The sequence below is a fragment of the Paenibacillus baekrokdamisoli genome (genome assembly GCF_003945345.1).
GTDB classification, from domain to species: domain Bacteria; phylum Bacillota; class Bacilli; order Paenibacillales; family Paenibacillaceae; genus Paenibacillus_Z; species Paenibacillus_Z baekrokdamisoli.
The window spans coordinates 4,258,416-4,280,400 of record NZ_AP019308.1; the positions used below are offsets into that span (position 1 = coordinate 4,258,416).

The 21,985-nt window shown below is 47.2% G+C and carries 17 protein-coding genes; 5 read left to right on the forward strand and 12 right to left on the reverse strand.

The features are described from left to right. Positions 1-25: 25 nt before the first annotated feature. The 12 genes from EKN16_RS18820 to EKN16_RS18870 all read right to left on the reverse strand — a co-directional run bounded on the left by EKN16_RS18820 (position 26) and on the right by EKN16_RS18870 (position 17,464). Complete coding sequence (locus EKN16_RS18820) at positions 26-1,582, reverse strand: DHA2 family efflux MFS transporter permease subunit (protein WP_125660602.1); 1,557 nt, start codon at positions 1,580-1,582, stop codon at positions 26-28. Positions 1,583-1,617: 35 nt separating this feature from the next. Beyond that, positions 1,618-2,715, reverse strand: a complete 1,098-nt coding sequence (locus EKN16_RS18825; protein WP_125660605.1) for a TetR/AcrR family transcriptional regulator — start codon at positions 2,713-2,715, stop codon at positions 1,618-1,620. 21 nt (positions 2,716-2,736) lie between these two features. Further along, positions 2,737-2,838, reverse strand: coding sequence for an NAD(P)H-dependent oxidoreductase (locus tag EKN16_RS33505; protein WP_164522874.1), 102 nt, complete (start codon positions 2,836-2,838; stop codon positions 2,737-2,739). 152 nt (positions 2,839-2,990) lie between these two features. After that, positions 2,991-4,313, reverse strand: coding sequence for a zinc-binding metallopeptidase family protein (locus EKN16_RS18830; protein ID WP_197719097.1), 1,323 nt, complete (start codon positions 4,311-4,313; stop codon positions 2,991-2,993). A 15-nt stretch (positions 4,314-4,328) separates the two neighbouring features. Further along, positions 4,329-4,961, reverse strand: coding sequence for a cysteine hydrolase family protein (locus EKN16_RS18835; RefSeq protein WP_164522875.1), 633 nt, complete (start codon positions 4,959-4,961; stop codon positions 4,329-4,331). Between the two features lie 18 nt (positions 4,962-4,979). After that, positions 4,980-6,047, reverse strand: a complete 1,068-nt coding sequence (locus EKN16_RS18840) for an LLM class flavin-dependent oxidoreductase (protein WP_125660611.1) — start codon at positions 6,045-6,047, stop codon at positions 4,980-4,982. 67 nt (positions 6,048-6,114) lie between these two features. After that, the gene (locus tag EKN16_RS18845; protein WP_125660614.1) at positions 6,115-7,248 is read right to left on the reverse strand and encodes an ABC transporter substrate-binding protein; all 1,134 of its coding nucleotides are present in this window, start codon (positions 7,246-7,248) and stop codon (positions 6,115-6,117) included. A gap of 63 nt (positions 7,249-7,311) precedes the next feature. Next, positions 7,312-8,196 carry an ABC transporter permease gene (locus EKN16_RS18850; RefSeq protein ID WP_125660617.1) on the reverse strand — a complete coding sequence of 295 codons (885 nt, stop codon included), beginning with the start codon at positions 8,194-8,196 and terminating at the stop codon, positions 7,312-7,314. Between the two features lie 4 nt (positions 8,197-8,200). Further along, positions 8,201-8,974 (reverse strand): ABC transporter ATP-binding protein, encoded by a 774-nt coding sequence (locus EKN16_RS18855; protein ID WP_125660620.1) that lies wholly within the window; start codon positions 8,972-8,974, stop codon positions 8,201-8,203. A gap of 430 nt (positions 8,975-9,404) precedes the next feature. Continuing rightward, positions 9,405-9,614, reverse strand: a complete 210-nt coding sequence (locus EKN16_RS18860; protein ID WP_125660623.1) for a hypothetical protein — start codon at positions 9,612-9,614, stop codon at positions 9,405-9,407. 47 nt (positions 9,615-9,661) lie between these two features. Further along, positions 9,662-12,946 carry an S-layer homology domain-containing protein gene (locus EKN16_RS18865; RefSeq protein WP_125660626.1) on the reverse strand — a complete coding sequence of 1,095 codons (3,285 nt, stop codon included), beginning with the start codon at positions 12,944-12,946 and terminating at the stop codon, positions 9,662-9,664. A gap of 177 nt (positions 12,947-13,123) precedes the next feature. Then, complete coding sequence (locus EKN16_RS18870) at positions 13,124-17,464, reverse strand: AAA family ATPase (RefSeq protein ID WP_125660629.1); 4,341 nt, start codon at positions 17,462-17,464, stop codon at positions 13,124-13,126. A 254-nt stretch (positions 17,465-17,718) separates the two neighbouring features. Between EKN16_RS18870 and EKN16_RS18875 the strand changes: the two genes are divergently transcribed. From EKN16_RS18875 to EKN16_RS18895, 5 genes are all read left to right on the forward strand, one after another. Next, entirely contained in the window at positions 17,719-18,372 is a 654-nt protein-coding gene (locus EKN16_RS18875; protein ID WP_125660632.1) for a TetR/AcrR family transcriptional regulator, read from the forward strand. Between the two features lie 80 nt (positions 18,373-18,452). After that, on the forward strand, positions 18,453-19,097 hold the full coding sequence (locus EKN16_RS18880; protein WP_179955634.1) for a formylglycine-generating enzyme family protein: 645 nt from the start codon (positions 18,453-18,455) through the stop codon (positions 19,095-19,097). 346 nt (positions 19,098-19,443) lie between these two features. Beyond that, complete coding sequence (locus EKN16_RS18885) at positions 19,444-19,875, forward strand: hypothetical protein (RefSeq protein ID WP_125660638.1); 432 nt, start codon at positions 19,444-19,446, stop codon at positions 19,873-19,875. A gap of 619 nt (positions 19,876-20,494) precedes the next feature. After that, complete coding sequence (locus EKN16_RS18890; RefSeq protein ID WP_125660641.1) at positions 20,495-20,977, forward strand: alpha-glucuronidase family glycosyl hydrolase; 483 nt, start codon at positions 20,495-20,497, stop codon at positions 20,975-20,977. A gap of 124 nt (positions 20,978-21,101) precedes the next feature. Next, on the forward strand, positions 21,102-21,977 hold the full coding sequence (locus EKN16_RS18895; protein WP_125660644.1) for an effector binding domain-containing protein: 876 nt from the start codon (positions 21,102-21,104) through the stop codon (positions 21,975-21,977). The last annotated feature ends 8 nt before the right edge of the window (positions 21,978-21,985 follow it).

Below are 21,985 nucleotides of genomic sequence, written 5' to 3' on the forward strand. Positions count from 1 at the left end.
ATAAACAGCTCTTCCTTTCATTCCTTCACATCATATGCGGTTCTGCTTCTACCTTTGCCTGTTTGCCCTTCGGCTCCGAATGATACCGTTCCGAACCGGTCCATACAGCCGCTACGACTCCCGCGGCAGCCGCGGCGAGCAGAAACCAGAAACCGTACTGCACAGTATCTCCAAGCACTTCACGCAGCACCGCTTTTGTCGCAGCAGGGAGACCCGAATCGACATTCAATAGTGCCTGTGGATCAACGAGCTCCTGAACACCGTCCGCCGACAGATTCAGTTTATCCGCTTGCTCGGCAATCTTGGAAGCGAGTCTGTTGTTAATAATGGCAGACAAAACTGCCGTTCCGAACACGCCGCCGACGGAACGCGAGAATCCTACTGTCGACGTCGCCACGCCTTTGAATTTCTCCTCCGCACTCATGCTGACGGCCATTTGTCCGACCATCATCATAATGCCGATTCCCATGCCGATGAGAACCATAATGAGCCTCATCAGCCATACATTGACGTCAAGCGGCATAGCGATCATCGCTGCAAGTCCCGTTCCAGTCAATATCATGGATAGTAAAATATTCGAGCGCCAGCTCCAGCTCTTAATAAGCGAGGTTCCGACTGATGCTCCCACCATTACTGCGAACATTAATGGAGTTAGTGCGTTGCCGGCATCGCTGACATCGCCGCCAAGGCTGCCCTGTACGAACAGCGGAATGTACACAAGCGCTCCGAACATCATGATCCCTTGTAGAAAGGTCGCTGCAAGTGTGCCGGAAATCACTTTGCTGCGGAACAAGGCCAGAGGAAGAATCGGTTCTTTGACCCTCATCTCCACAATCAAGAAGATAGCCAGGAAGGCAGCGCCCAGCACAAGCAGTCCAACGATTTGCCAGGAAAACCAGGCATAATCAACACCGCCCATTTTCAGCCCCAGAAGGATGGATAATGTAGCGCCGGCAAGTAACAGCGCTCCTGCAACATCGATAGAGGGACGCTTTTCGCCAACCTTGGATTTCACTAGCAACTTGTTCAGTACCAAGAAAATAAAGAGACCGAACGGAAGATTGATGTAAAAATTCCAGCGCCAGTCGAAATATTCCGTAATAAGTGCGCCTAACGACGGTCCTATGACCGACGAAAGAGCAAACACACTCATATACAGCGTGTTATAAATGCCCGCTCTTTCCCTTGGCATGATCGAGAACAACAGTGTAAACGTAATCGGCGTAAGAAAGCCCGCCCCGATACCTTGAATACCGCGAAACAATACAAGCTGCACCATACTGCCGGCCACGCCGCATAAGGCTGAGCCAGCCACAAACAGAACTAAACCAAACATGTAAAATTGTTTTCTTCCATAAATATCGGACAGTTTCCCCGCAATCGGCATGACCACCGTCGATGCAAGCATGTATACAGTAAAAACCCAACTCATTTGGTCGAACCCATGCAGCTTGGCGACAATGGTCGGCAGTGCTGTGGACACGATTGTCTGATCAAGCTGCGTCAAAAAAATGCTAAATAACAGCGCCGCCATCATCCAATTCAAACGGGATTTCGACATTGTACCCGATTCCGTTTCCATGGTACCATCACCTATTCTGCTGCGCTGCTGCTCCGTCACATCCCCATCAGTTTAGCACAACGTTTAATGTAGTCTCGGGGCGATTGGCCGGGAATACGGGCTGCGGAAAAAGCGCCTAGACGGTTAAAAGCATCCTCCAGCATACGCTGAACGCCCTCAGCCGCCGGATTGTCCCGTATCGTCCACACCGCGACCAATCGATCTGCCGCAGACGAACCATCCTGCTCTAGCGTTTGCAGCAGCCGCACGATCCAAGGCGGCATCTCCCCATATTTTGTGGAAGCGAATACAAAGAACAATCGACTGGTGCCAGGCAGCACCTTAAGCTGCTCTTCTTCTTCAATTACGTTCACCGTTACGCCAGTCAGCGACTCCAGACAGCCAAGCAGCTTGGCGGTATCCTCGTGATCACGGTAACCTTGTCCGCCTGGCATAAGAACGGTCACCTCCATACGACCCGCTTCGGTCTCCTCCTGCCTACACCCGCCAATTTCAAGCTTATCTCCTGCCAAAATGCCATGCATCGCAAACTGGATCATCTGCTCGACAACTACCGAATGCAGCTCCTCCGTGCTGCCCTTCAACCCGGTAATCGATTGTAAATCATCTTGTTCCCGGTAGTAAAACTGATTCATCATGCCCCACAAGGAAAATAAAAGCACATTCACATTAAGCTTCGAGTTGATAATGCCCGCTTCTTTCCACTTATTGAACAGCTGCGCCTTCTCCAGAAAATCCTGTGTCCAGGTGGAGGATGCATATTTATTGAAGAGCTCGCCGCCCTCCAGCGCTTCCCAGTGAAAAATTTTGTACAAGTTAGGAATATCGCATTTCAGTTCATAGTGAATTCGAATATATTCCCGAATGATCGACTCCGGATCAAGCCCATCCCAGGACCACTTTTGGACATACGCCTCCCATTGCTGAAAAAGGGCCGTTAACACTTCCTGATAAAGTCTTTCTTTCGAGTCAAAATAATAGTGGATAAGAGCCTGGTTCACTTCCGCCTTCACGGCGATTTCGCTAATTCGCGTTCCTGCAAAACTGCTCGTCGCGAACGCTTCTTCTGCCGCCTTCAAGATGCGTTCCTGAACCGTCACCTTCACTTCTTCCGTTTCGTTTGTTTCCAACAATCGCGTTCCTCCATTTCGGCTTCACGCCATTCGGGATAATCCGAATTTCGACGCAACTTCTTCGGCGATGGTGTACGTTTTCGATTTTGCCTTCGGATTTCCTACTACCGCTGTTATTTTCAATGTCGTCATCCTCCTATTATATTCAATTTCTCGTATTTTCCTCTATAGAAAAGAAGCGGCTCTGTTACGCCGGTCGCAAACTTCCCCATTGTATTTCACTATGACCTTGGATCCAGCAGGGCATTCTCCTTCGCATCTGCGCCCATTGAAGCTTACCTTTTCGGGCTATTGCAAATTTGCCAAGCAGTTAATGCGTAGGCGATAGCTGCATCAACCATATCGTTCACCGTCGGCTGGAACCGGGCTGGTCCGTAAGTGGCCGAAGGGATGTTGAACATATTGAATACATTATGATCACGCCACATGCTGGAATAGATCGGATGGCTAAGAGCAGTTTCTCCGCGGCCTATCGAATGGCTGGCCAAATTAATCGATTCATAGAGTCCCCGTATTTTATCCTTATCCGCTTCAAAGCCTTGTCTGTAGACGATGGGTTCGATTCGTCCTTCAAGCCCTTCCGCTTTCATTAAGGCTTCCAACTGCCGCTGCACATCGGCTATCGACTGCTTCGGCGTCAAATTAACCTCCAAGTAAATGGCACACACCTCGCTGCCGCTGCCCATCATATGCGGATCGCCGCCGCGAATCGCACTGATTTGCACCTTTGGAACCGCTGTTCCAGCATGAGATCGGTACGTATTGACCTGCTCATATTCCACCGCCCAGCGCTGCAGCGCAGCGATCATAATCGCGACTGTCACAAGCGGGCTAGGGTGATCCTTCAGCAAAGGCGGATGCTCCAGTACAGGCGTAAACACGTCCTCGCCATAAATATCGATGCGGTAGCTGGCATGTCCGCAGGACATCCACGTAATGCCGAAATCCGTCCCCTCTGCAGCGATAGCAAAATCCGGTGCTACGCCGCCATGCGTCAGCATATAATGCGCACCAATTTCTTTGCCATGAAACGTCGGGCCTTGAAATTCCTCCACATGCTCTGGACCAATCTCGCCAGGGCTAGCCGTCACATAAAGATGACCTGCCAGTGGAAGACCGGCTTTCTTGAGCGCCTTGGCGGCAATCAACGTACAGGACATCGGTCCCCGGTCGTTCTCAACGGGACGTCCGGAGAATACGCCGTCCTTGAGACGCGCTTCCAGCCACTCGGGCCGTTCAACAGAGCCCGGACGATGCTTCCAGCTGTCTCGCCAGTTATACTGCGGCGACTCCGTATCCAGATGACTCGTGAACAGCAGGTTGCGTCCTGCACTCGTATCTTGCCCGCCGAGTCGTCCAACCACGCTGAAACGATCTTCGATCATGCCCACGCGTTTTGGCGCAAGTCCTTCGCGTTTCATCCATTCATAGACGTAATCGCCTGCGTCTTTCTCATAGCCTGCCAGGCTTCGAATATTGCCCAGCTCCAATATAAGATGAGTCAGTTCCTCGCGGTCCACCGCTTCACGTATTACCTCAACAGCTTCGCGCAGCTCCGAGCTGGAGAACCCCTCCATGCTTTCCGGTATCATGTTCATCGTCATTCACCATCCTTATTTATGCGAAGAGCCCCAGCTAGCAAGTACATCATCAGCCGAAACGATCGTTGCAAAATTCAACGCCATCAGCTTCAACGACATTTCGTGAAGCTCCGGTTCATAAGCGGCGCAGGCATCCGACACGACGAACGTCTCATAATCGCGCATGAAGCCATCGCGAACCGTTGACTCAACACAGCATTCTGTCGTCACTCCCGTTACGATCAACGAAGTCACTCCCAAACGATTTAACATGAGCTCGATATTCGTTCCGACAAAGGCGCTGAAGCGCTGCTTGCCAATTGCATAATCGCCCGGCTCCATACGGAGACGATAATCCTCTGCGCCGAAGGTGCCCGCGCGGCATACCGCCGCGCTTGACGCCTCGATTCCCTGCCTCGCATACAAGGAGAGCATCGCCTTGGAATCGGTCTCTGGAGCAGTAAGCAGCCGGATAAAGATGACAGGAACTGCGGCTTGACGGGCCGCTGCGGCCAGCTCTTCAATCCGGTCGACTGCTTTGTCCACTTCTGTCATCGCCATGCCGAATTCCGCCATTTTGCCATTTGCAGCACAAAAATCATTTTGCACATCGACGATCAATAAGGCCGTTTGCCGCTTGGGCACATCCACTGTCAGATTCATCATATTCGTTCCACCCATCTCTTACTTCGATGCCCTAAGAGCAGGGAGCACCTTTTCACCGAAGAAGCGCAAATCGTCTACATAATCAGGGAAAGTAAGCATCATGCCGTCAATGCCCGACACTTCAATAATATGTTTGATCCGTGCCACGATTGTTTCGAGGCTTCCGGAAATCGTTTCACACATAAACGCGCTCTTCGCACGTGCAACCATCGAGTTCTCGCGACCGTCCGGCTCAAGGCCATAGCTTCTCAGCATGCCTTTGATCGCGCCGAAGTCGGCGCCTTCCTGATAGACACGCATCCGCTCTTCAGCCAGCTCATCCGTATCAGCAGGAATGATGGAGAACATCGCATACGTTTTGACTGTTTTGTTCCGTTCCACAGCCATTTCTTTGGCACGGCGGCTAACTGCTGCCAGCTCCTCCAGGTCACGGCCTCCGATGAAGCAAGCGTCGCCCTCATCAATTGTAAAGCCCATTCCCTTCTCGGATTGTCCGGCACAAATGATCTCCGGACGCGGGCTTTGCAGCGGCTTCGGATAAGACATGCAATCATCCATCTTGAAGTATTCGCCTTCAAAAGTTACGGAATCTTCGGACCACAGCTTCTTCACCGTCTGAATCCATTCCTTCGCTAGATCATAGCGTTGGTCATGATCCAAATGCTCCGGCCACATGCCCATTTGAGCAAATTCATTCGCGAAAGAGCCAGATACGACGTTCATGCCGACACGGCCATTGCTGATTTGGTCAAGCGTCGCGAACATTTTGGCTGCAACTGCCGGATTGTACAGCAGCGTGTGTACGGTCGCATAGATTTTCACGCGAGAAGTCGCTTCCGCCAGGCCAGCCATCAGCGTCATCGATTCAAGCGAAGTTCCCCAGTGATTTGTCGTACCGCCGTATCCACGCCATTTGGCCATCGACATAATGAAATCAAGTCCAGTTTCTTCAGCGATAATAGCTGCTGTTCTATTTTGCTCATAGCTTCCGACTATCTTTGGTGATGTCTCCGAAATAATCCAGCCGCCGTTTGTTACCGGAAGAAAGACACCGAAATCAATGTTGTTATAATCGATAGTAGACATAGTCACTCACTCCAATGATTGAATTTGTATAGGGTTCAAGTGAAGATTGCAAGAACGATCAGATCCATTAGGATTGAGGCCAGATCAATAGTTCTCTATCATAAATGGAATCGATATAACGGTTATCCATTACATCGTTAACATCGAGCGTTTTTTTGATAACTTTGGAATTAAACAGCATCGTAATTTCACGCTGCCATTGCTCGTTTGCTTGCCAAGCTACACCATGGCCTTTTGATTTAGAGCCTTCGAGAATTTTGCTCTCAACGGACCAACGGTTCGTCTCCGCCTTAATATCATAAGTGGACTGGGATTGCTTCTCGAGCACCTTCAACGACTCATCCGGATGAGCTAGCGCATATCCATGTGCTTTGGATACGGCGCGAAGGAAATCTTCAACCGCCTCAGGATGTGCTTTGGCAAAATCGTTGTTTGCTGCAATGACGCCAAATGACGTTTCTGCACCATATTGGCCTGGATCGATCAGGCGCACTTTATGTCCTGCTTGCTCCATAATATAAGGCTCATTGGATTTGTAGACCGTCAAAGCGTCTACTTTGCCAGAACTAAGAATAGTAGGATCATAGCCGACGGAAACACCTTTAATCTTCGTCACATCAACGCCGGAATTCTTGAACATCGCTTCATAGTTGGCAGGGAGAGCACCATGGAAACCAAGCGTTTTGCCTTCCAAATCCTTCGGCCCCTTGATTGGGGAATCATCCATCACCATAATTGCGCCCGTACCGGATGCACCGAATGTCGCAATCCCTTTAATAGGTGCGCCGCTTGCTACGGATTGAATAACTAAGCTAGGTGTACCTGCACTGGCAATTTGGGCTTGGCCTGCCGCTAGAAACTTCATCCCTTCGGAATCAAGTCCCGGCTGAATCTTCACATTCAAGCCAAGCTCTTTGAAGTAGCCAAGCTCTTGGGCCATGACAGTTTCAATATCAGGCGGCGATGCCGCATAGTAGTAACCGGTGATATACGTAATTGTACCCACTTTTTCATTCTCCGCTTTACGTGCGGCCCAATCTGTACCAGATTCCGTTGCTGCAGGCGTATTTGTGCTTGTATTCCCTGGTGTGTTATTGCTTGCAACCGACTCTGCCTTATTCCCGCAGCCTGCTGCCACCAACATTAGACATCCCATCAACAATACGGATAAAACACGCGCCTTCGCCTTTTTCATCACCATCGTACAGTCCTCCACCCATTTATCTATTTTTGTTTGAAAACAACGGAGATCACAGCTGCTGAATTAGTCGTTGCGCTGCTCAGACACATGCCAAGATAGTACTTTTCGTTCTATCAAACGAACTAGGTTCGTCAGGAAGATTCCCATAATCGCCAGCATAAGGATGGCCGCAAACATTCGCTGCATCTGCATATAGTTACCAGCAAGCATAACCAGATTGCCAAGGCCCTCAGTCGCTCCGCTCCACTCGCCTACAACCGCGCCGATAACGCTGAGGCTGACGCAAGTTCTGGCTGCAGAGAATAAGTAGGGCAGACTGTTAGGTAGTCGAAGCTTCATGAAAATTTCGAGCTTGCTTGCATGAAGGGATCGCATAAATTCATAGTTGTTTTCGTCGATGGAGCGGAATCCCGTAATGGAGTTCACTAACATGGGGAAGAAGGTAATAATGGCGGAAATCAATATTTTAGGCATAGCCCCAAAACCGAACCAAATCATTAATAGAGGCGCAATCGCAACGACCGGGGTAACGTTGGCCAGAATGGCGATCGGGAGCAGCGTGCGCTCCAGCAGCCGCGAATGCGCCATGAGTATACCGCCGATAAAAGCAATTAGCGTGCCGGCTAGAAATCCGATGACCGCTTCATACAACGTTACCCATGTGTGCGGCAGGTAGAAAGTGAACTCACTGACTAGCTCCACTAGTACGGAGGAAGGAGTCGGCAGCACCAGCGGGTTAATGTTGAATAGTCGAACACCTAACTCCCACAGGAGGAACAGCCCAATAAAAGCAAGCAGCGGCGGGAAAAAGGATGATTGTGCGAACCAAGCCTTGAATCCCCCTCGGCCGGAATCGGTTGATTGTACCCGTTTTGTGAGCTGCACGGCTTCAACGGCTGCTGCAGCGGCAGCTTTATTATCGCTTTCCAATATGGTCTGGCGCATCATATGCTCATCCCCACCTTTCACGCAATTGCCCTCTAATTAAACTAACGTAATGATGAAACTCGTCGCTGTCTTCAATATCGGGAGTACGTGGACGAGGCAAATCAATATCGATTACTTGTGATATGCGACCTGGCCGGCTCGACATGACGACGACTTTGTCCGAGAGCAGCACGGCTTCACGCAAGCTGTGCGTTACGAATATAACGGTCTTCTGATGGGTTTCCCAAATGTTCAGCAGCTGATAGCTGATCATCTCACGCGTAATTTCATCTAAAGCAGAGAATGGCTCATCCATAAGCAGAATGGGAGCGCCGGAGCCGAAGGCTCTGGCAATACCGACACGCTGCTGCATGCCACCCGATAATTCCTTTGCATAAGCATGGATGAAGTCGCCAAGTCCAACGGACTGAAGCAGCTCCACCGGATCTTCCCGATCACTTAGGTTGATACCAGCCTTGCGGTTAACCTCAAATGGCAGGTTCATATTCTCCAGCACGGTCCTCCAAGGAAACAATGCGGGCGCTTGCGGTACGAAGCCGAATTGCTTAGCGGCTTGCGCCTGCTGCGGCGTTTGTCCACCGACCGAAATCATTCCTTCTGAAGCTTCCATCAAGCCCCCGATAATCCGAAGCAGCGTTGATTTGCCGCAGCCGCTTGGGCCGATCAGACTTACGAAGGTACCTTGCTTAAACTCCAGGTTTACGTCACGCAATGCATCCGTCATCTGTCCACGCCGTACAAAGCGTTTGAATACTTTTTCTACCTTGATGTTAGACAATCAGCATCACCACTTTTGTCGTTTTTTAAGGAGAGCCTGTGCTGCAGCTGTGAGGCTTTAACCAGACGTTTAAACAGTTAGTTAAATTGAATTAACTATTTAGTTAATATCTTTGTCTGTATTCTAGCATGCACAGTTCTTTTGTGTCAACTTATCTAACATATAAAATTGTTTTTTTGATAAATTACTCGAAAAAGAACAGGAATTGAAAGTGAAATGCTGATTACAATGAAGTTATGTTATATTAATGTTATGTATTTAAACATCAAATGCCTGAATTCCCTATTTAAATGATAGGTTATCTCACTAAAAATTACATTAAAACTGTATTTCTTCTCGCAAAAACGCAATAAGAGCTAATTTGAGGGTCTAAGTAGACCTTCAAATTAGCTCTTTTAATTGCAATACTGTTTTGTTGTAGCTATCACGATTAAACAGGTTGCCCATTAGCAAAATGAGCAACCTGTTTTCTTTCGTTGATTCGAACCTTGTTGTATGGGATCATCAAATATGGATTGGTTTTTCTAATCGTAAACGGTATTATTTCAAGGAATCCAATAGATTTCTGGAGATTGCTGCAAGGGTGCGGGGTAATTTTCTGCAAAAGTAAAACAAGGTTATCCTGCACGGCTGCTTTCATCCGTTTGCAGAATAACCTTGTTTGAAATGACTCCAAATAACCTGTTTTTACTTGTTCACTTGCGTCAGCATTTTCAAGATCACGGTTACTGCTTCAGCTCTTGTTGCTGTAGCAGTCGGATCGAATTTGTTGCCGCCTTTCCCTTCGAGCAGACCAAACTTCTTCAATGCGCCTACTGCGCCCTTCGCCCATGATGGAATGTCCTTGTCATCTGCGAAACCAGTTGAGCTATTCGATTCGCTTGCCAGCTTGAGTGTATTCGCAATCATTGCAGCCATCTCAACGCGAGTAATGACTGCATTCGGACGGAAAGTACCGCCCTCATAGCCTTTAATAATCCCAGCTTGTACAGCTTGAGCGACTGCTTGCTGTGCCCATGCTCCGATCTCCGCTTTATCTGTGAAAGTCAGTGCCGCTCCTTCTCCTTGCGGCTTCAGCGCATTCATCAGCATAACCGCGAATTCTGCACGGGTCACCGTCTTACCCGGCTTAAACGTTCCATCGGTATAACCCTTGACGATTCCGCCGCTCACCGCTTGCTTGATGCTAGCTTCAGCCCAGTGTCCAGCGATATCACTAAATGTAATACCTACAGCAGGATCTGTTGGCTGCTCTGGTTTATTCGTAGTTTGGTCAACAACGAGTACCGCATACTTCGTGAAATGATTGACCTCTACAGTAATACGATTCCCGTTTGTCTGGCCGCCTGTGACTTCGACCCAAACCTTCTTCACTTCGTCATAAAAGAATACAGCTGCTCTTTGGTTGCTCTTCACCTTGGATGAATCGAAAACAAAGCTCAGCGTTACCGGTTTAATGAAGTTATTCGTAAAGTTTTTCAAGATCTCGAATACGGAGCTGGCTGGAACCTCATTATTTGTTAGAAGCTTTTGAGTCTCTAGTATTTTGGCAATCGTTAATTTCAGTTCTTCGCTTGTTGCACCTGCCGGAATAGAGATCGTCACTTCATTATCCAAGCTGACCTCACCCGTTCTACCTACTGGAAGCGTTAAACGGCCATCTGTGGAAGTCACTTTGTCATTGCTTGGTGTTGTTATAGCGCCATTGCCATTGCCATTGTCACCGCCGGGTGCTGCATTCACAGTCACCGTATAGGTTACCTTTGTAATTCCATCCTCCGCTGTAACAATAACCTTCGTGCCTGTTGCCAAAACTGTTGCTACGGTCGTTCCGTCTGCATCGTAGACTTGAACCGTTGCACCCGCTGCTGGTGTGATCGCTGCCTTAAATGCAGCTAAAGTTGTTGCATTAGGAATGTTCGTAATGGTTGCACTTGCTGTTCCATTTGCGCTTACTGTTCCAATTGTGGATGTTAACGTTGCTGCATCACTTTTCCAAAAAGCCAGTAATTGAGGATATTGATTGGTGCGCATATACCAATCATTGACAAAATTCCAACCCGAATCCGCATACGTATACGTTTCCTGCTTCTTCATCTCATCGCTTGACTTACCTACGCCTTTACCAGTATCTACTTGCCCAGATGTATCCGTGTTGTAGAAACTGTTGTGGACTACTCCAGCATGGGTAGCGTAACCAACCAAGCCCCCTACGTCTTCACTTCCAGACACATTGCCTATAGAGTAGCTGTTGTTAATTGTTCCATTAAGTTGCGGATTAAAATAACCAACTAAACCGCCTACAGAATATTCTCCAGCCACATTTCCTGTAGCGTAGCTCGTATTAATTGTTCCATAACTGGTACCAATCAAACCGCCTGCTTCTCCATAACCATACACTTTTCCTGAAGCATAGCTTTTGTTGATTATTCCTGCATTAGCATTGTAACCAACTAGTCCACCTACAGAATAACTGTCATCACCATCAACAATGTCAATTCCAGTTACACTTCCTGTTGCGTAGTTGGTATCGATTGTTCCACTATTTGAACCTACTAAACCACCAACACTACTAATTCCACTAACAGTTCCAGTAGCATGGCTGTTGCTAATTTCGGAATTAGAATTAGAATAACCAACCAAACCGCCTACATCGTAATTCCCAGTGACATTTCCTGAAGCATAGCTTTTGTTGATTATTCCTGCGTTAGCATTGTAACCAACTAGTCCACCTACAGAATAACTGTCATCACCATCAACAATGTCAATTCCAGTTACACTTCCTGTTGCGTAGTTGGTATCGATTGTTCCACTATTCGAACCTACTAAACCACCAACATTACCATTTCCGCTTACAGTTCCTTTAGCATTGCTGTTGCTAATTAAGGAATCAGGACTAGTATCACCAACCAAACCACCTACAAAGTTCGTTCCATCCACGTTTCCTTTTGCGAAGCTATTATTGATTGTCCCACCATTGCCTCCAACCAAGCCACCAACTACGCCATCTGTATTATCACTATTCTTCACATTTCCTGTAGCATTGCTGTTGCTGATTGTCCCTAAATTAACTCCAGCCAGACCACCAACTGCGCCACCTTTACTATTATCACTATTCTCCACACTTCCTGTAGCATAACTATCGATGATTATTCCAGCACTTCCATCAGGAAGAGAACTAGCTACAGAGTATTCACTTATTCTTAAATCCGAGACTCTACTAGCATCATAATTAAAGCCAACCAAACCACCTATAGTAGAAGTTCCATTCACAACTGTAGTAGAATCGCCAGTCACAACTGCTGTAGAATGACTTTTACTAATTGTTCCTCCATTGACACCAACTAAGCCGCCGGCTAATCCAGAAGTATCTATACTCCCTTCGGAATAACTGTTACTAACAGTGCCAAAGTTCTCAGCAACCAAGAAACCAGCAAAAACATTTCCATTCACTGTTCCTTTGACGTAGCTGTTACTAATTGAGCCTTCATTCTTACCAGCTAAACCAGCTGTATAGCTATTACCTGTAATATCGACATTCTCCAATGCCATATTTGTGATCGAACCACCCTTACCTATTGCACCAAATAGCCCAACATACTTAATTGACGAATCAATCCATAATCCTGTGATTGTATGGCCATTTCCATTCACATTCCCGTTAAAAGGACTTTCATCTGATCCTATTGGCTCCCAGCCGTTGTCTGTATCCTTAAGATATTCACTTAAATTAATATCTGCTGTCAGTTTGAAATAAGTGTTATTTCCAAAATACCTAGCATCGTCTAGCTGATCAGCATCTGCAATCGTATAAGGGTCTTCTACTGTACCACTCCCGCCACCTATATATTTCGTAGCTGCATAAGCTTTCCCCGCTCCGGCTGTGAACAATCCTGGCATACTGCTGATCACTACCATCATCACCAGAATCAACGCTAATACTTTTGTACTCATACTGTTCCTCTTATTCATACCTCAATATCTCCTCCAACTTCCATTCATTTTATATGGGCTTAAGTATAGGTCCTAGGCATGATAAAATAACACTAACTAAAGTTATGGTTATGCAAATATAGTCGAAAAAGCCAACAAAATTGCGCCTTTTGGCTCCTTTTGCTGGCTCTTACTGCTTACCGTTATCTCATATAACTAATCTAATAATCCTAGTTCTCTTGCTCGTGCAATCGCCTGAACCCGCCGTTTAGCCCCTAATTTCCCGTATAAATTGAATACATAACTTTTGACTGTGCCCTCCGTTAATCCAAAACGATAGGCAATCTCCTTATTGGACAGACCGTCTGCCAGCGCGTATAACGTCTCCGTTTCACGGTTCGTCAGCGGATCGACGAGCGGCTGTGCATCTATGGCGGGAATCGTCGATGGATCATTCCCTGGTTCGCTTGACACACTCGTCTGTGTATGGGAATCCTCCAAGGATTGCAGATAAACCATCCGGGTAATCATGAGCTCCAGCACTTCCAGCCTCTCCGTGGTGAATACGCCTGAGATGAGGTTATTCTCCAAATAAAGGACAGAAGGCAATAACTTCCTTGGAATAAGAATAGGCATACAAAGAACAGATTGCAGCTGATTGTCGCGGATATATGGATCAGCCGCATAAGAGCTGCGCGAAGCATCTGCAAGGACGATGGACTCGCCTGTCTTGATCACATAGCGAACAATGGTCTCCGCATAAGAAGCATCATCATGAGGATCTTCGAGACTGCTTATCACATATCCCTTCTCTGCACCCGAATAGCGAAGGACCGATTCAAGGAATTGATCCCTGACATCCGGGCTTTCTCCTGTATTTGACCATCCCGTAATTTGTCGAATAAGTACTTTATCTTCAACGATAGCAGGCGTCTTATCATATACGGCGGCCTCCTGGTCCGGGTCTGCTTCCTCTGCGAGCACTCTATCTTCTTGCCGTTCAGCAGCTAATAAAGGCAGGGAAGGATATAATTCTCTCAGCCTTCTTACTTTGGCAGCCGCTCCCCACTTGGAATAAGCAGCACAGGCATCCTCCATTAGTACATCCGCTCCGGTGATGCTCCCCTCTTCCCTATAGAATGTGGAAGCCCGTTCGCAGGCGATGGCTTCCATTAATCCGTTCCTTTCCCTGCGCGCTTCGCGGGTCGCATCCTCATATCCTCTAGCAGCAGCTACTCGGTTTCCGTCGATTCGATGGCATTCCGCTGTGATGAGCAGATAAGCCGAAGACTTCTGCCCGTAATAGCCTGACCATTGCTTCATGGCATGCCATTGTTTACTAAGCTTAGCACGAATGCTTTTACGCTCTTCCGGCGGCGCCTCCGCATGAATTGCAGCAAGCGTTAGTGCTTGATAGACATGCTGCTTGCGAACTTGCATCCGAGTCTGTCTGAAGGTATTGAATTTGCCTTGCTCTACCCATTGGAGGGCCTCCTGGTACCGCCCGGACAAATAAGCAATTTCGATCTGGCAGGTGCATATATAATAAACCTCATGATTCAGTGTCTCCTTGAAGCGATCGCTCTGTAACGGAACTACAACTCCATCGTTGTGGCTGTCATCGCCTTGTAATTGCGCCATATACCATCTCGCGATGCGAAAGATGTTGAGCGTTACTTCATCCACAAGCTTCTGGGAAAGCTCTTCATAATCCGTTATTCGTGATGACAATGTATACAGATCCCCGGTATGTGTGGTCGTGCATGTTAGCATTGCAATGCTAACGTACGTCAGATTGGCGGATTCCATCCCGTAATGTATAGCCCTCTCAAAATGTTCAACGCCTTCCTCCGGATTCTGCAGCATTATAGCCAGACCCCTAATATAGTGCAGTCGACATTGCAGGTCCACGCTTACAGAAGATGCTGAAAGTTGAAAGGCTTGATCTATATAATGAAGCCCCGTTTGGAAGAAAGAAATTTTATTCCTAAGAATCACTAAGCCGTATCCAGCAAGAATAAACGCAAACGCTTCGTTATTACCATGCTTCAGACCATAACGAACGAATCTTGAGAACAGAACGGCAGACAGTTCCAAACTTAATGTAAATACCGAAGTCGCTATCGCCATGACCAAATTCGACAAAGCTTTATAATGAGGTTCATCATTTAACGGTAACCGCGGCAGCTCATTGCGCATTCTGTATAATGCGCTTTGCGTCATGAGAACTTCTTTCACGACAGCTGCTTTAGAAGGCTTTCTCGGCAAATGCCAGCCGAATTCCGCCAGCGCCTGCCACCCGATATTGACGGCTGCCTCATCATTCTTCAGATACGTATTCATCGCGATCCGAATCAGGTAAATATGGGATCGCTCCACCAAGCCCGTTGTACGGATCATTAAGCGGTCGAGCAGCTCTTCCGCGCGGTCTACGCGACCGCACATATACTCGCATTCAGGCAGCTCCAGCATTAATCGGTAGGCAAGCGAATTCGTCCCTACCCCATCATCCTTGGTAAGACGCAAGCCCGTTTCCAAGAAGTGCAGCGCAACCGCAAATGCCGTTGTTGCTTTGGACTTCAGCCCGGCCTGAAGATTATACGCAGCCAGCTCCAACTTCTCCGCCTCATGGAACAGCTCACTGCTGCCCAGATTCAGATGATAAACCATGTCGAAGATAGACGATCCCTGCTGGTCGAATGCATGCTCTTGCATCACGCGCCCGATTTTCAAATGTAGGGCTGCTTTTTCCACTTCGGGAATCGTCATATAAGCGGCCTGCTGTACCCGATCATGTAAAAAGGTATATACAAGGTCATCCGCTTCCGCTTTGTCAGCGTCATCCACACGGCCAATTAAACCTTCCTCCTCGACTGAAAGCAAAAGCTTACGTGTAAGAGGCAAGGAATACTCGCTTACTAAGGCAATCAATTCTGGACGGAAGCGATGCCCGGTTGCTGCCGCTATGCCAAGCAGCCCAATTGTTTCATGGGAGAGCATACGAATTCGAGACTCAATCAACTGTAGAATATCAGGATCTTCAGGCATCTGTGTAACTGCCGCTGCATCCCAGGTCCAAATGGCCTGCTTCTCATCAAAATAAAGCTTTTTCTCCCGATACAAGCTGTCCAGAAACCGGTGTAAGTATAGCGGATTCCCACCTGTTCGATGGTAAAGCGCTTCCGCAAGCAATCGGACGCGAGCCGAATTTTCATTGAGAATAGAGGACACAAAATGCCTCACATCGATGTAGGACAGAGGGGAGAGCGCAATATGCTGCACCCGAAGAGGCGTGTCAGCCTTATGCAGGGAAAGTAAATCTCCCATTCCTAAAGCAGCTGCAGCTTGGGTCTCTGCATTATCCATACCGCCTGGCGCTGCTTCCTCTCGGAACGCGCCTATGACTAATAAACTATGCAGGCCCCCGTCATATGCAAGCGTACGAAGGACATCCATCGTAGCAGAATCTGCCCATTGCAGATCGTCCAGAAACATAACGAGAGGATGTTTCCTATCGATAAATACTTTTATAAAAATAGGAAACAAGCGATGGAAACGAATAGCCGCTTCAGCAGGAGGGAGTGGTTCAACAGAAGGAAGTTCTCCGAGAAGCTTCCCCGCTTCCGGTAGAAGCTGTGCGATAACGCCCTTTCCTTGCCCTAATGCCTTTGTTAACTGTGTCTTTATCCTCGCAACTCTTTCTGGCGATTCTCTCCAGACCTGCCGAATCAAGATGCGAAGTGCCTGCAGGATCGGCGAGAGGGGAATATCCCGATTCATCAGATCGCATTTACCCGTAATGAACGGACAGTCTTCCCTTGTAACCCGTACCTGAAGCTCTCGAACAAGCGCGGTTTTACCGCTGCCTGCCCGCCCGGAAACAACTATGAATGCTGATTCCCCGGCACGGGCCCGTTCATAAGCCTCTCGAAGCTTTTCTTCTTCCGTTTCAATGCCGAAGAGATTACGCGGGAGGCGAAACCGACTGGCCTCATCGATACGAGCAATCTCGAAAGGAACGATTTCTCCCCTCTCTTCCATAGATGAAGCACACCGTCTTAGATCGGCTAACAAACCATAAGCACTCTGATAGCGCTCCTCAGGTCCCTTTGCCAACAGCTTCATGATGATGTCTTCGAGCGATCCCGCAATTTCCTGACGCAGCTCTCTTAGCGGTTTAGGCACAATCGCAAGATGAGCATGTACCCACTCTTCAGCACTCTGCGCTTGAAATGGCAAGCACCCTGCCAGCATTTCGTAATACATCATGCCTAGCGCATACAAATCGCTGCGCCCATCAGGCATATGATTGATCCTGCCCGTTTGCTCGGGAGATAGATAGGCGTAATCCGCCTCACGATTGTCTGCTAGCGCCGCTAGATTTGTTTCCTCCCGAATCAGAATACTAGCGGGATTCAGATCGCCTATGACGGTGTTCCTCTTATGTGCCTCATGAACCATTTCCGCCAACACTATCGCTATATGTATGAAAGAGGAAACCTCCATGAAGTTCCCATTCCGTAATTCCTTTAGCCTGATATCCTCTGCTAATGACATGATGTCCAATCCTCCATATGACCTGTCAAAGTACTGCTTAATTTCAGAAATCCAGATACTTCATCCTATTCTATCATTAATTGGTAACACACAGCACTCCACATCTGTCATATGCTGCGGTATGGGGCGTCCCCTCGCCATGACTAATACTGGCTTGACAGAGTGGTTCATCTCCTATATGTTTTATTTATTCTGTCTGTTCGGTATAAATAAATAAATCAGTAGTCTTTCCATGAAACGGGGAATCGAAAAAAATGCCTAAAGTAGGAATGGAACCCAAGCGTCGAGCAGATGTAATTAACGCCACACTAATGTGTATTAGCAGACATGGGATTGATGGCATGACTCTGGATAAAGTCGCTGAGTATGCGAATTGCTCAAAGGGTGTTGTAACTTATTACTTTAAGAATAAAGATAACTTGATTATTGAGGCTTTCAGGTCGTTCTTAGCCTATTATGGTTTGAAGATCAATTCTCAAATTCAGAATACAATGACTCCAGAGGCAATGATCGAGGTCACACTGAAGAACATCCTCCCACCTTATAGCGAGGATACACAAGGGTCAATCAATGTATCGGATCTTGAGGGTATTGAAAGGATGTATATCCCACACGAGGCTCAAGCAAAGCTTTTTCTTCATTTCTTTTCTAAAGCAGTATTGGATCCCAGTTTACAAGAAGTCGTTTCAGCGGGGTATAAGGAAGACATTAAAGGTTTAGTGAAAATCTTTGACTATGGCAGCATGCTAGGGAATATGAAGGTGGATGACTCGAATAGCGCTGCTTATGGCCTGCTAGCAATGGTGGTAGGGCTTAGCTTCTTTAGAGTAGCCAATATTCAGCCAATGAACGGTGAAGATAATCGATATATCTGTGAGGACTATGTCAAAAGGCTAATTGGAGGATGATTATGAAGCCACTAGTTAACTCTGAAGATGAGGAGGTATGCAGAGTGTCAGATGCATTAAAGAGCGATTTTGATTATCCAATGGTCAACATTCCAAGTGGAGAAATAGAATTAAGAGACGATCGAACAAAAAGGATATGGAAGGCCCAAATAAGACCGTTCCTTCTTGCCCAGTATCCTGTAACAATGGAACTGTATTGTGAGATTACGGGAAAATCACCCACTTCTATCGACAGAAATCAAAAGCCGGTTGTGAATATTTCATGGAATGAAGCCATTTACTTATGCAATCTACTTTCTCAGAAAGCTGGATTGAATGAGTGTTATTCTATAAGTAATGACAGTGACGAAATCATCTGTGATTGGGAATCAGACGGTTATCGCCTTCCTTCAGAAGCAGAATGGCAGTATGCATGTAAAGCAAGAACTACTGGATATAGATACGGAGAAATAGATAAGATCGCTTGGTACAATGAAAATTCAGAAGGCGAAATTCATGAAGTAGGACAAAAGGAACCGAATGCATGGGGTCTGTATGACATGGTAGGAAATGCTTGGGAGTGGTGTTGGGATTTATATGATGAGAACGTATATGGATCCTACCGAATTTTTCGCGGTGGCAGCTGGGCTGAAGAGGCCAGGGGTTGTGGGTCTTCGTGCCGTCGTCGCAGCCACCCGTCATTTTGCATCGACGACCTTGGATTCCGCCTTTCCCGGTCTTTTTAATGTGGGGGGCTGATTACAGCACTCCACATGAGTTGACTCCCGTAACATAAACACCAATCTGTAACTTTAACATTGCAGCTTCTTCTCTCAACTCAACTTTCTGCTTTACCAGTATGTACGATTAACTTCTATAGAGTGAAATTTAAGGGCACCCGTTTGGGTGTCCTTAGTTTTGGAATTGAGCTCAGCGAGGCGAACCGTGGCTGTGCAAATCCACAATCCTCCGTTCCACAATCTGTCTGTACCCTCTATGCCAGGACTGATAAGGTTCTCCTCTATCCAATAGTTATTTCGGAACAAATTATGTACGTAGAGAAATAAGGGAGAAATCGGTCTGGGAACGGAATTGGAAAGGGAGAGATTCATTACTGCCAATCAGCCTGCTTCGGCCTCTTCGCTGCTAAGCAACCGGTTCGTGCAAGCGATTTTGATTTCCACGCTGTTTTTGCAAATCGGGATTTGGGTGCCGAAATATCGCCATCCCCGTTTTCACCTTCGGCATTTTGGGACTTGGGTGAAACAAGAAGAGGACACCTCGACCTGTCCGGTCGGGTGTCCTCTTCCTTTATTGCTTTATAGAGTTTGGTTCGATCATTTTCAGCAGGAAACGGAATGTCAAAACAAACCGTACCTAATTAAAACCGGTGCGATTTGGTATGCCGGACACACAATACGAACTGCTGATCGATATCATTTTTCCCCTGAAGGCCGCCAAGCAGCCATCCCTCCCTTCTACTCCCTGCCACATTGGAACATCCAACCATTTCCTGAACAATAGAAAACGATTACTTTTCACCTGCAACCCTGATCCTTAAATGATTATCCAGAACCGCAAACCATTGGTACAACTGGGAATCGGCGGATAGTCAATTTGGTACGTTTCAGATTATTGACGGTTAAGCTTCACGACACCTACACTGGGATTTACCGATAGAAAGCATCGATTTTTTCCACGACTTTTCCCATTGTGCTGGCGATTCTGTTGAACGAATATCGTCGTCTCAATGATCCCGATACTTTGCGTCTATCCTTTCCTGCAGAAATATTTCACGAAAGGCATTTTCCTCGGATCTAACAAAGGAGATCACGATTTTGGCCGGAGGAGGTTCATTCCGGAATGGAGGTGAAGCGATATAAACCCGAGCCGGCCAAATCTGATACATATAAACATGCTGTTATTATTTAGGGAGGTTTAACCATGTCGAATCGCCAAATCGTCAACAAGCGTCTCTTTCATTGCTAGTCAAAGTATGTGTGCTCCCGCTTCTAGCCATGATGCCCCGAACTAAATGCACCCGAGAGTATGAACGATATTTATACGATTTGAAAGCATTTACAAAACAAGATCCTTCAGGGTTTTTATGGAAAAATAAGATCAGAAATTGGAGGCGATCAAGTTGATTAGAAAATCGATAGCCGGTATTTTATCTCTCATGCTAGTGTTTACGATCTTTCCTGGTTTTACATCCGCTGAAAATAATTTGATTGTAGGCAATAATGTCATTCTGGCCAATAACGGTAGCGCCATGTACAAGGTGTTCGTCCATTCAGACGCAGACAGCATGGAGCAGCATGCGGCTGAAGAGCTAGTCGATTATTTGACACAGGTTACCGGTGCTCCGTTTCAACTAACGGTGGACACCGCTCCGCCCAATGATCCAGTGGTACTTGTGGGGAGAAACGCACTGACAGAAAGTCTGGTTCCGGAGCTGACCGGGAATACGTTAGGCGATGACGGCTTTATCATCCGCAAGATAAATCAGAACATAATCATCGCAGGCAGTCATTCACGCGGCACCATGTACGGTGTCAGTTTAAAACCAGCGAGACTGAGCAATTGCCAGAGGTCGCTCTTTTGGCGAACCGAAGAGTGTGGCTGATCAGGAAACTATCTACGCTTGGAAAGTAGTGTTAGCTGTTGAGTAAAGTAAAATTCCGCAAAAAATATCAAAACAGAGCGTTCCATCTGTCGTAAAGTGAGTATATCGATATGGAGGCATTAAAGTGGATTATAAGGATTTGGTAATCAAGGCCATTACCTACATTGAGGATCATCTGACCGATGAGAGCTTAAGCACCAAGGCTATGGAGGCTGCGGGCTATTCGCCGTACCATTTTCACCGGATCTTCCTATCGGTTACGAGAAACTCCGTCTCGGAGTACATACGTAAGCGGAGATTGACTCAAGCAGCATACGATTTATTTTATACCAACCAAAGGATCATAGATATTGCCATCTTGTACCGGTTCGAGTCTCAGGAATCCTTCGCCCGAGCCTTTTGGAAAATGTTCTCCATCTCGCCTGGACAATTTCGAAAGCAAAGGGACATGAAGGACACGCTGTTCCGGGCAATGGAGAAGCTTCCTTTGGATGAAGTGGGGCTACAGCATTTGAATAAGAGCGTCTCCCTCGTGCCAGCTATTGTCTGCCTGAATAAGCTGAATCTGGTCGGCATGTCAATACCGGGTGTTAATTCGGACGAGGTCGGAAAGCTATGGCGGAGCTTTAGGCAGCGTTTGTTTGAAATTGAGCGAAAGCCGGATACGGAAGACATATTTTATGCGGTCATTGAACTTACAGGTAGGCAATGGGAAATCACGTATATCGCTTGTGTCGAGGTGGCTAGCGAGGAGAGTGTAGTTCCCTTGGGAATGGTCGCTAAGCTGCTCCCAGTGGTAACTTATGCGGTTTTTACTCATAAGGGGACATTATCGAGACTCAACGATACGTTCCAGTACATTTATGAAACGTGGTTACCCCAGTCAGGCAGCGTTCGTACGAATTGCCCGGAGTTTGTGCGTTACGACCATCGATATCTAGGACCGATGAACGAGGATTCGGTATTAGACATATATATTCCCGTTGGCTCGCCATATTAGGAGCATGT

Excerpts from the sequence above, each read along its gene's own strand:
- EKN16_RS18820 (WP_125660602.1), bottom strand. The coding sequence starts at position 1,582 with ATGGAAACGGAATCGGGTACAATGTCGAAATCCCGTTTGAATTGGATG.
- EKN16_RS18830 (WP_197719097.1), bottom strand. The coding sequence starts at position 4,313 with ATGAACATGATACCGGAAAGCATGGAGGGGTTCTCCAGCTCGGAGCTG.
- EKN16_RS18835 (WP_164522875.1), bottom strand. The coding sequence starts at position 4,961 with ATGATGAATCTGACAGTGGATGTGCCCAAGCGGCAAACGGCCTTATTG.
- EKN16_RS18840 (WP_125660611.1), bottom strand. The coding sequence starts at position 6,047 with ATGTCTACTATCGATTATAACAACATTGATTTCGGTGTCTTTCTTCCG.
- EKN16_RS18845 (WP_125660614.1), bottom strand. The coding sequence starts at position 7,248 with ATGGTGATGAAAAAGGCGAAGGCGCGTGTTTTATCCGTATTGTTGATG.
- EKN16_RS18850 (WP_125660617.1), bottom strand. The coding sequence starts at position 8,196 with ATGATGCGCCAGACCATATTGGAAAGCGATAATAAAGCTGCCGCTGCA.
- EKN16_RS18860 (WP_125660623.1), bottom strand. The coding sequence starts at position 9,614 with ATGAAAGCAGCCGTGCAGGATAACCTTGTTTTACTTTTGCAGAAAATT.
- EKN16_RS18865 (WP_125660626.1), bottom strand. The coding sequence starts at position 12,946 with ATGAATAAGAGGAACAGTATGAGTACAAAAGTATTAGCGTTGATTCTG.
- EKN16_RS18870 (WP_125660629.1), bottom strand. The coding sequence starts at position 17,464 with ATGTCATTAGCAGAGGATATCAGGCTAAAGGAATTACGGAATGGGAAC.
- EKN16_RS18875 (WP_125660632.1), top strand. The coding sequence starts at position 17,719 with ATGCCTAAAGTAGGAATGGAACCCAAGCGTCGAGCAGATGTAATTAAC.
- EKN16_RS18880 (WP_179955634.1), top strand. The coding sequence starts at position 18,453 with ATGGTCAACATTCCAAGTGGAGAAATAGAATTAAGAGACGATCGAACA.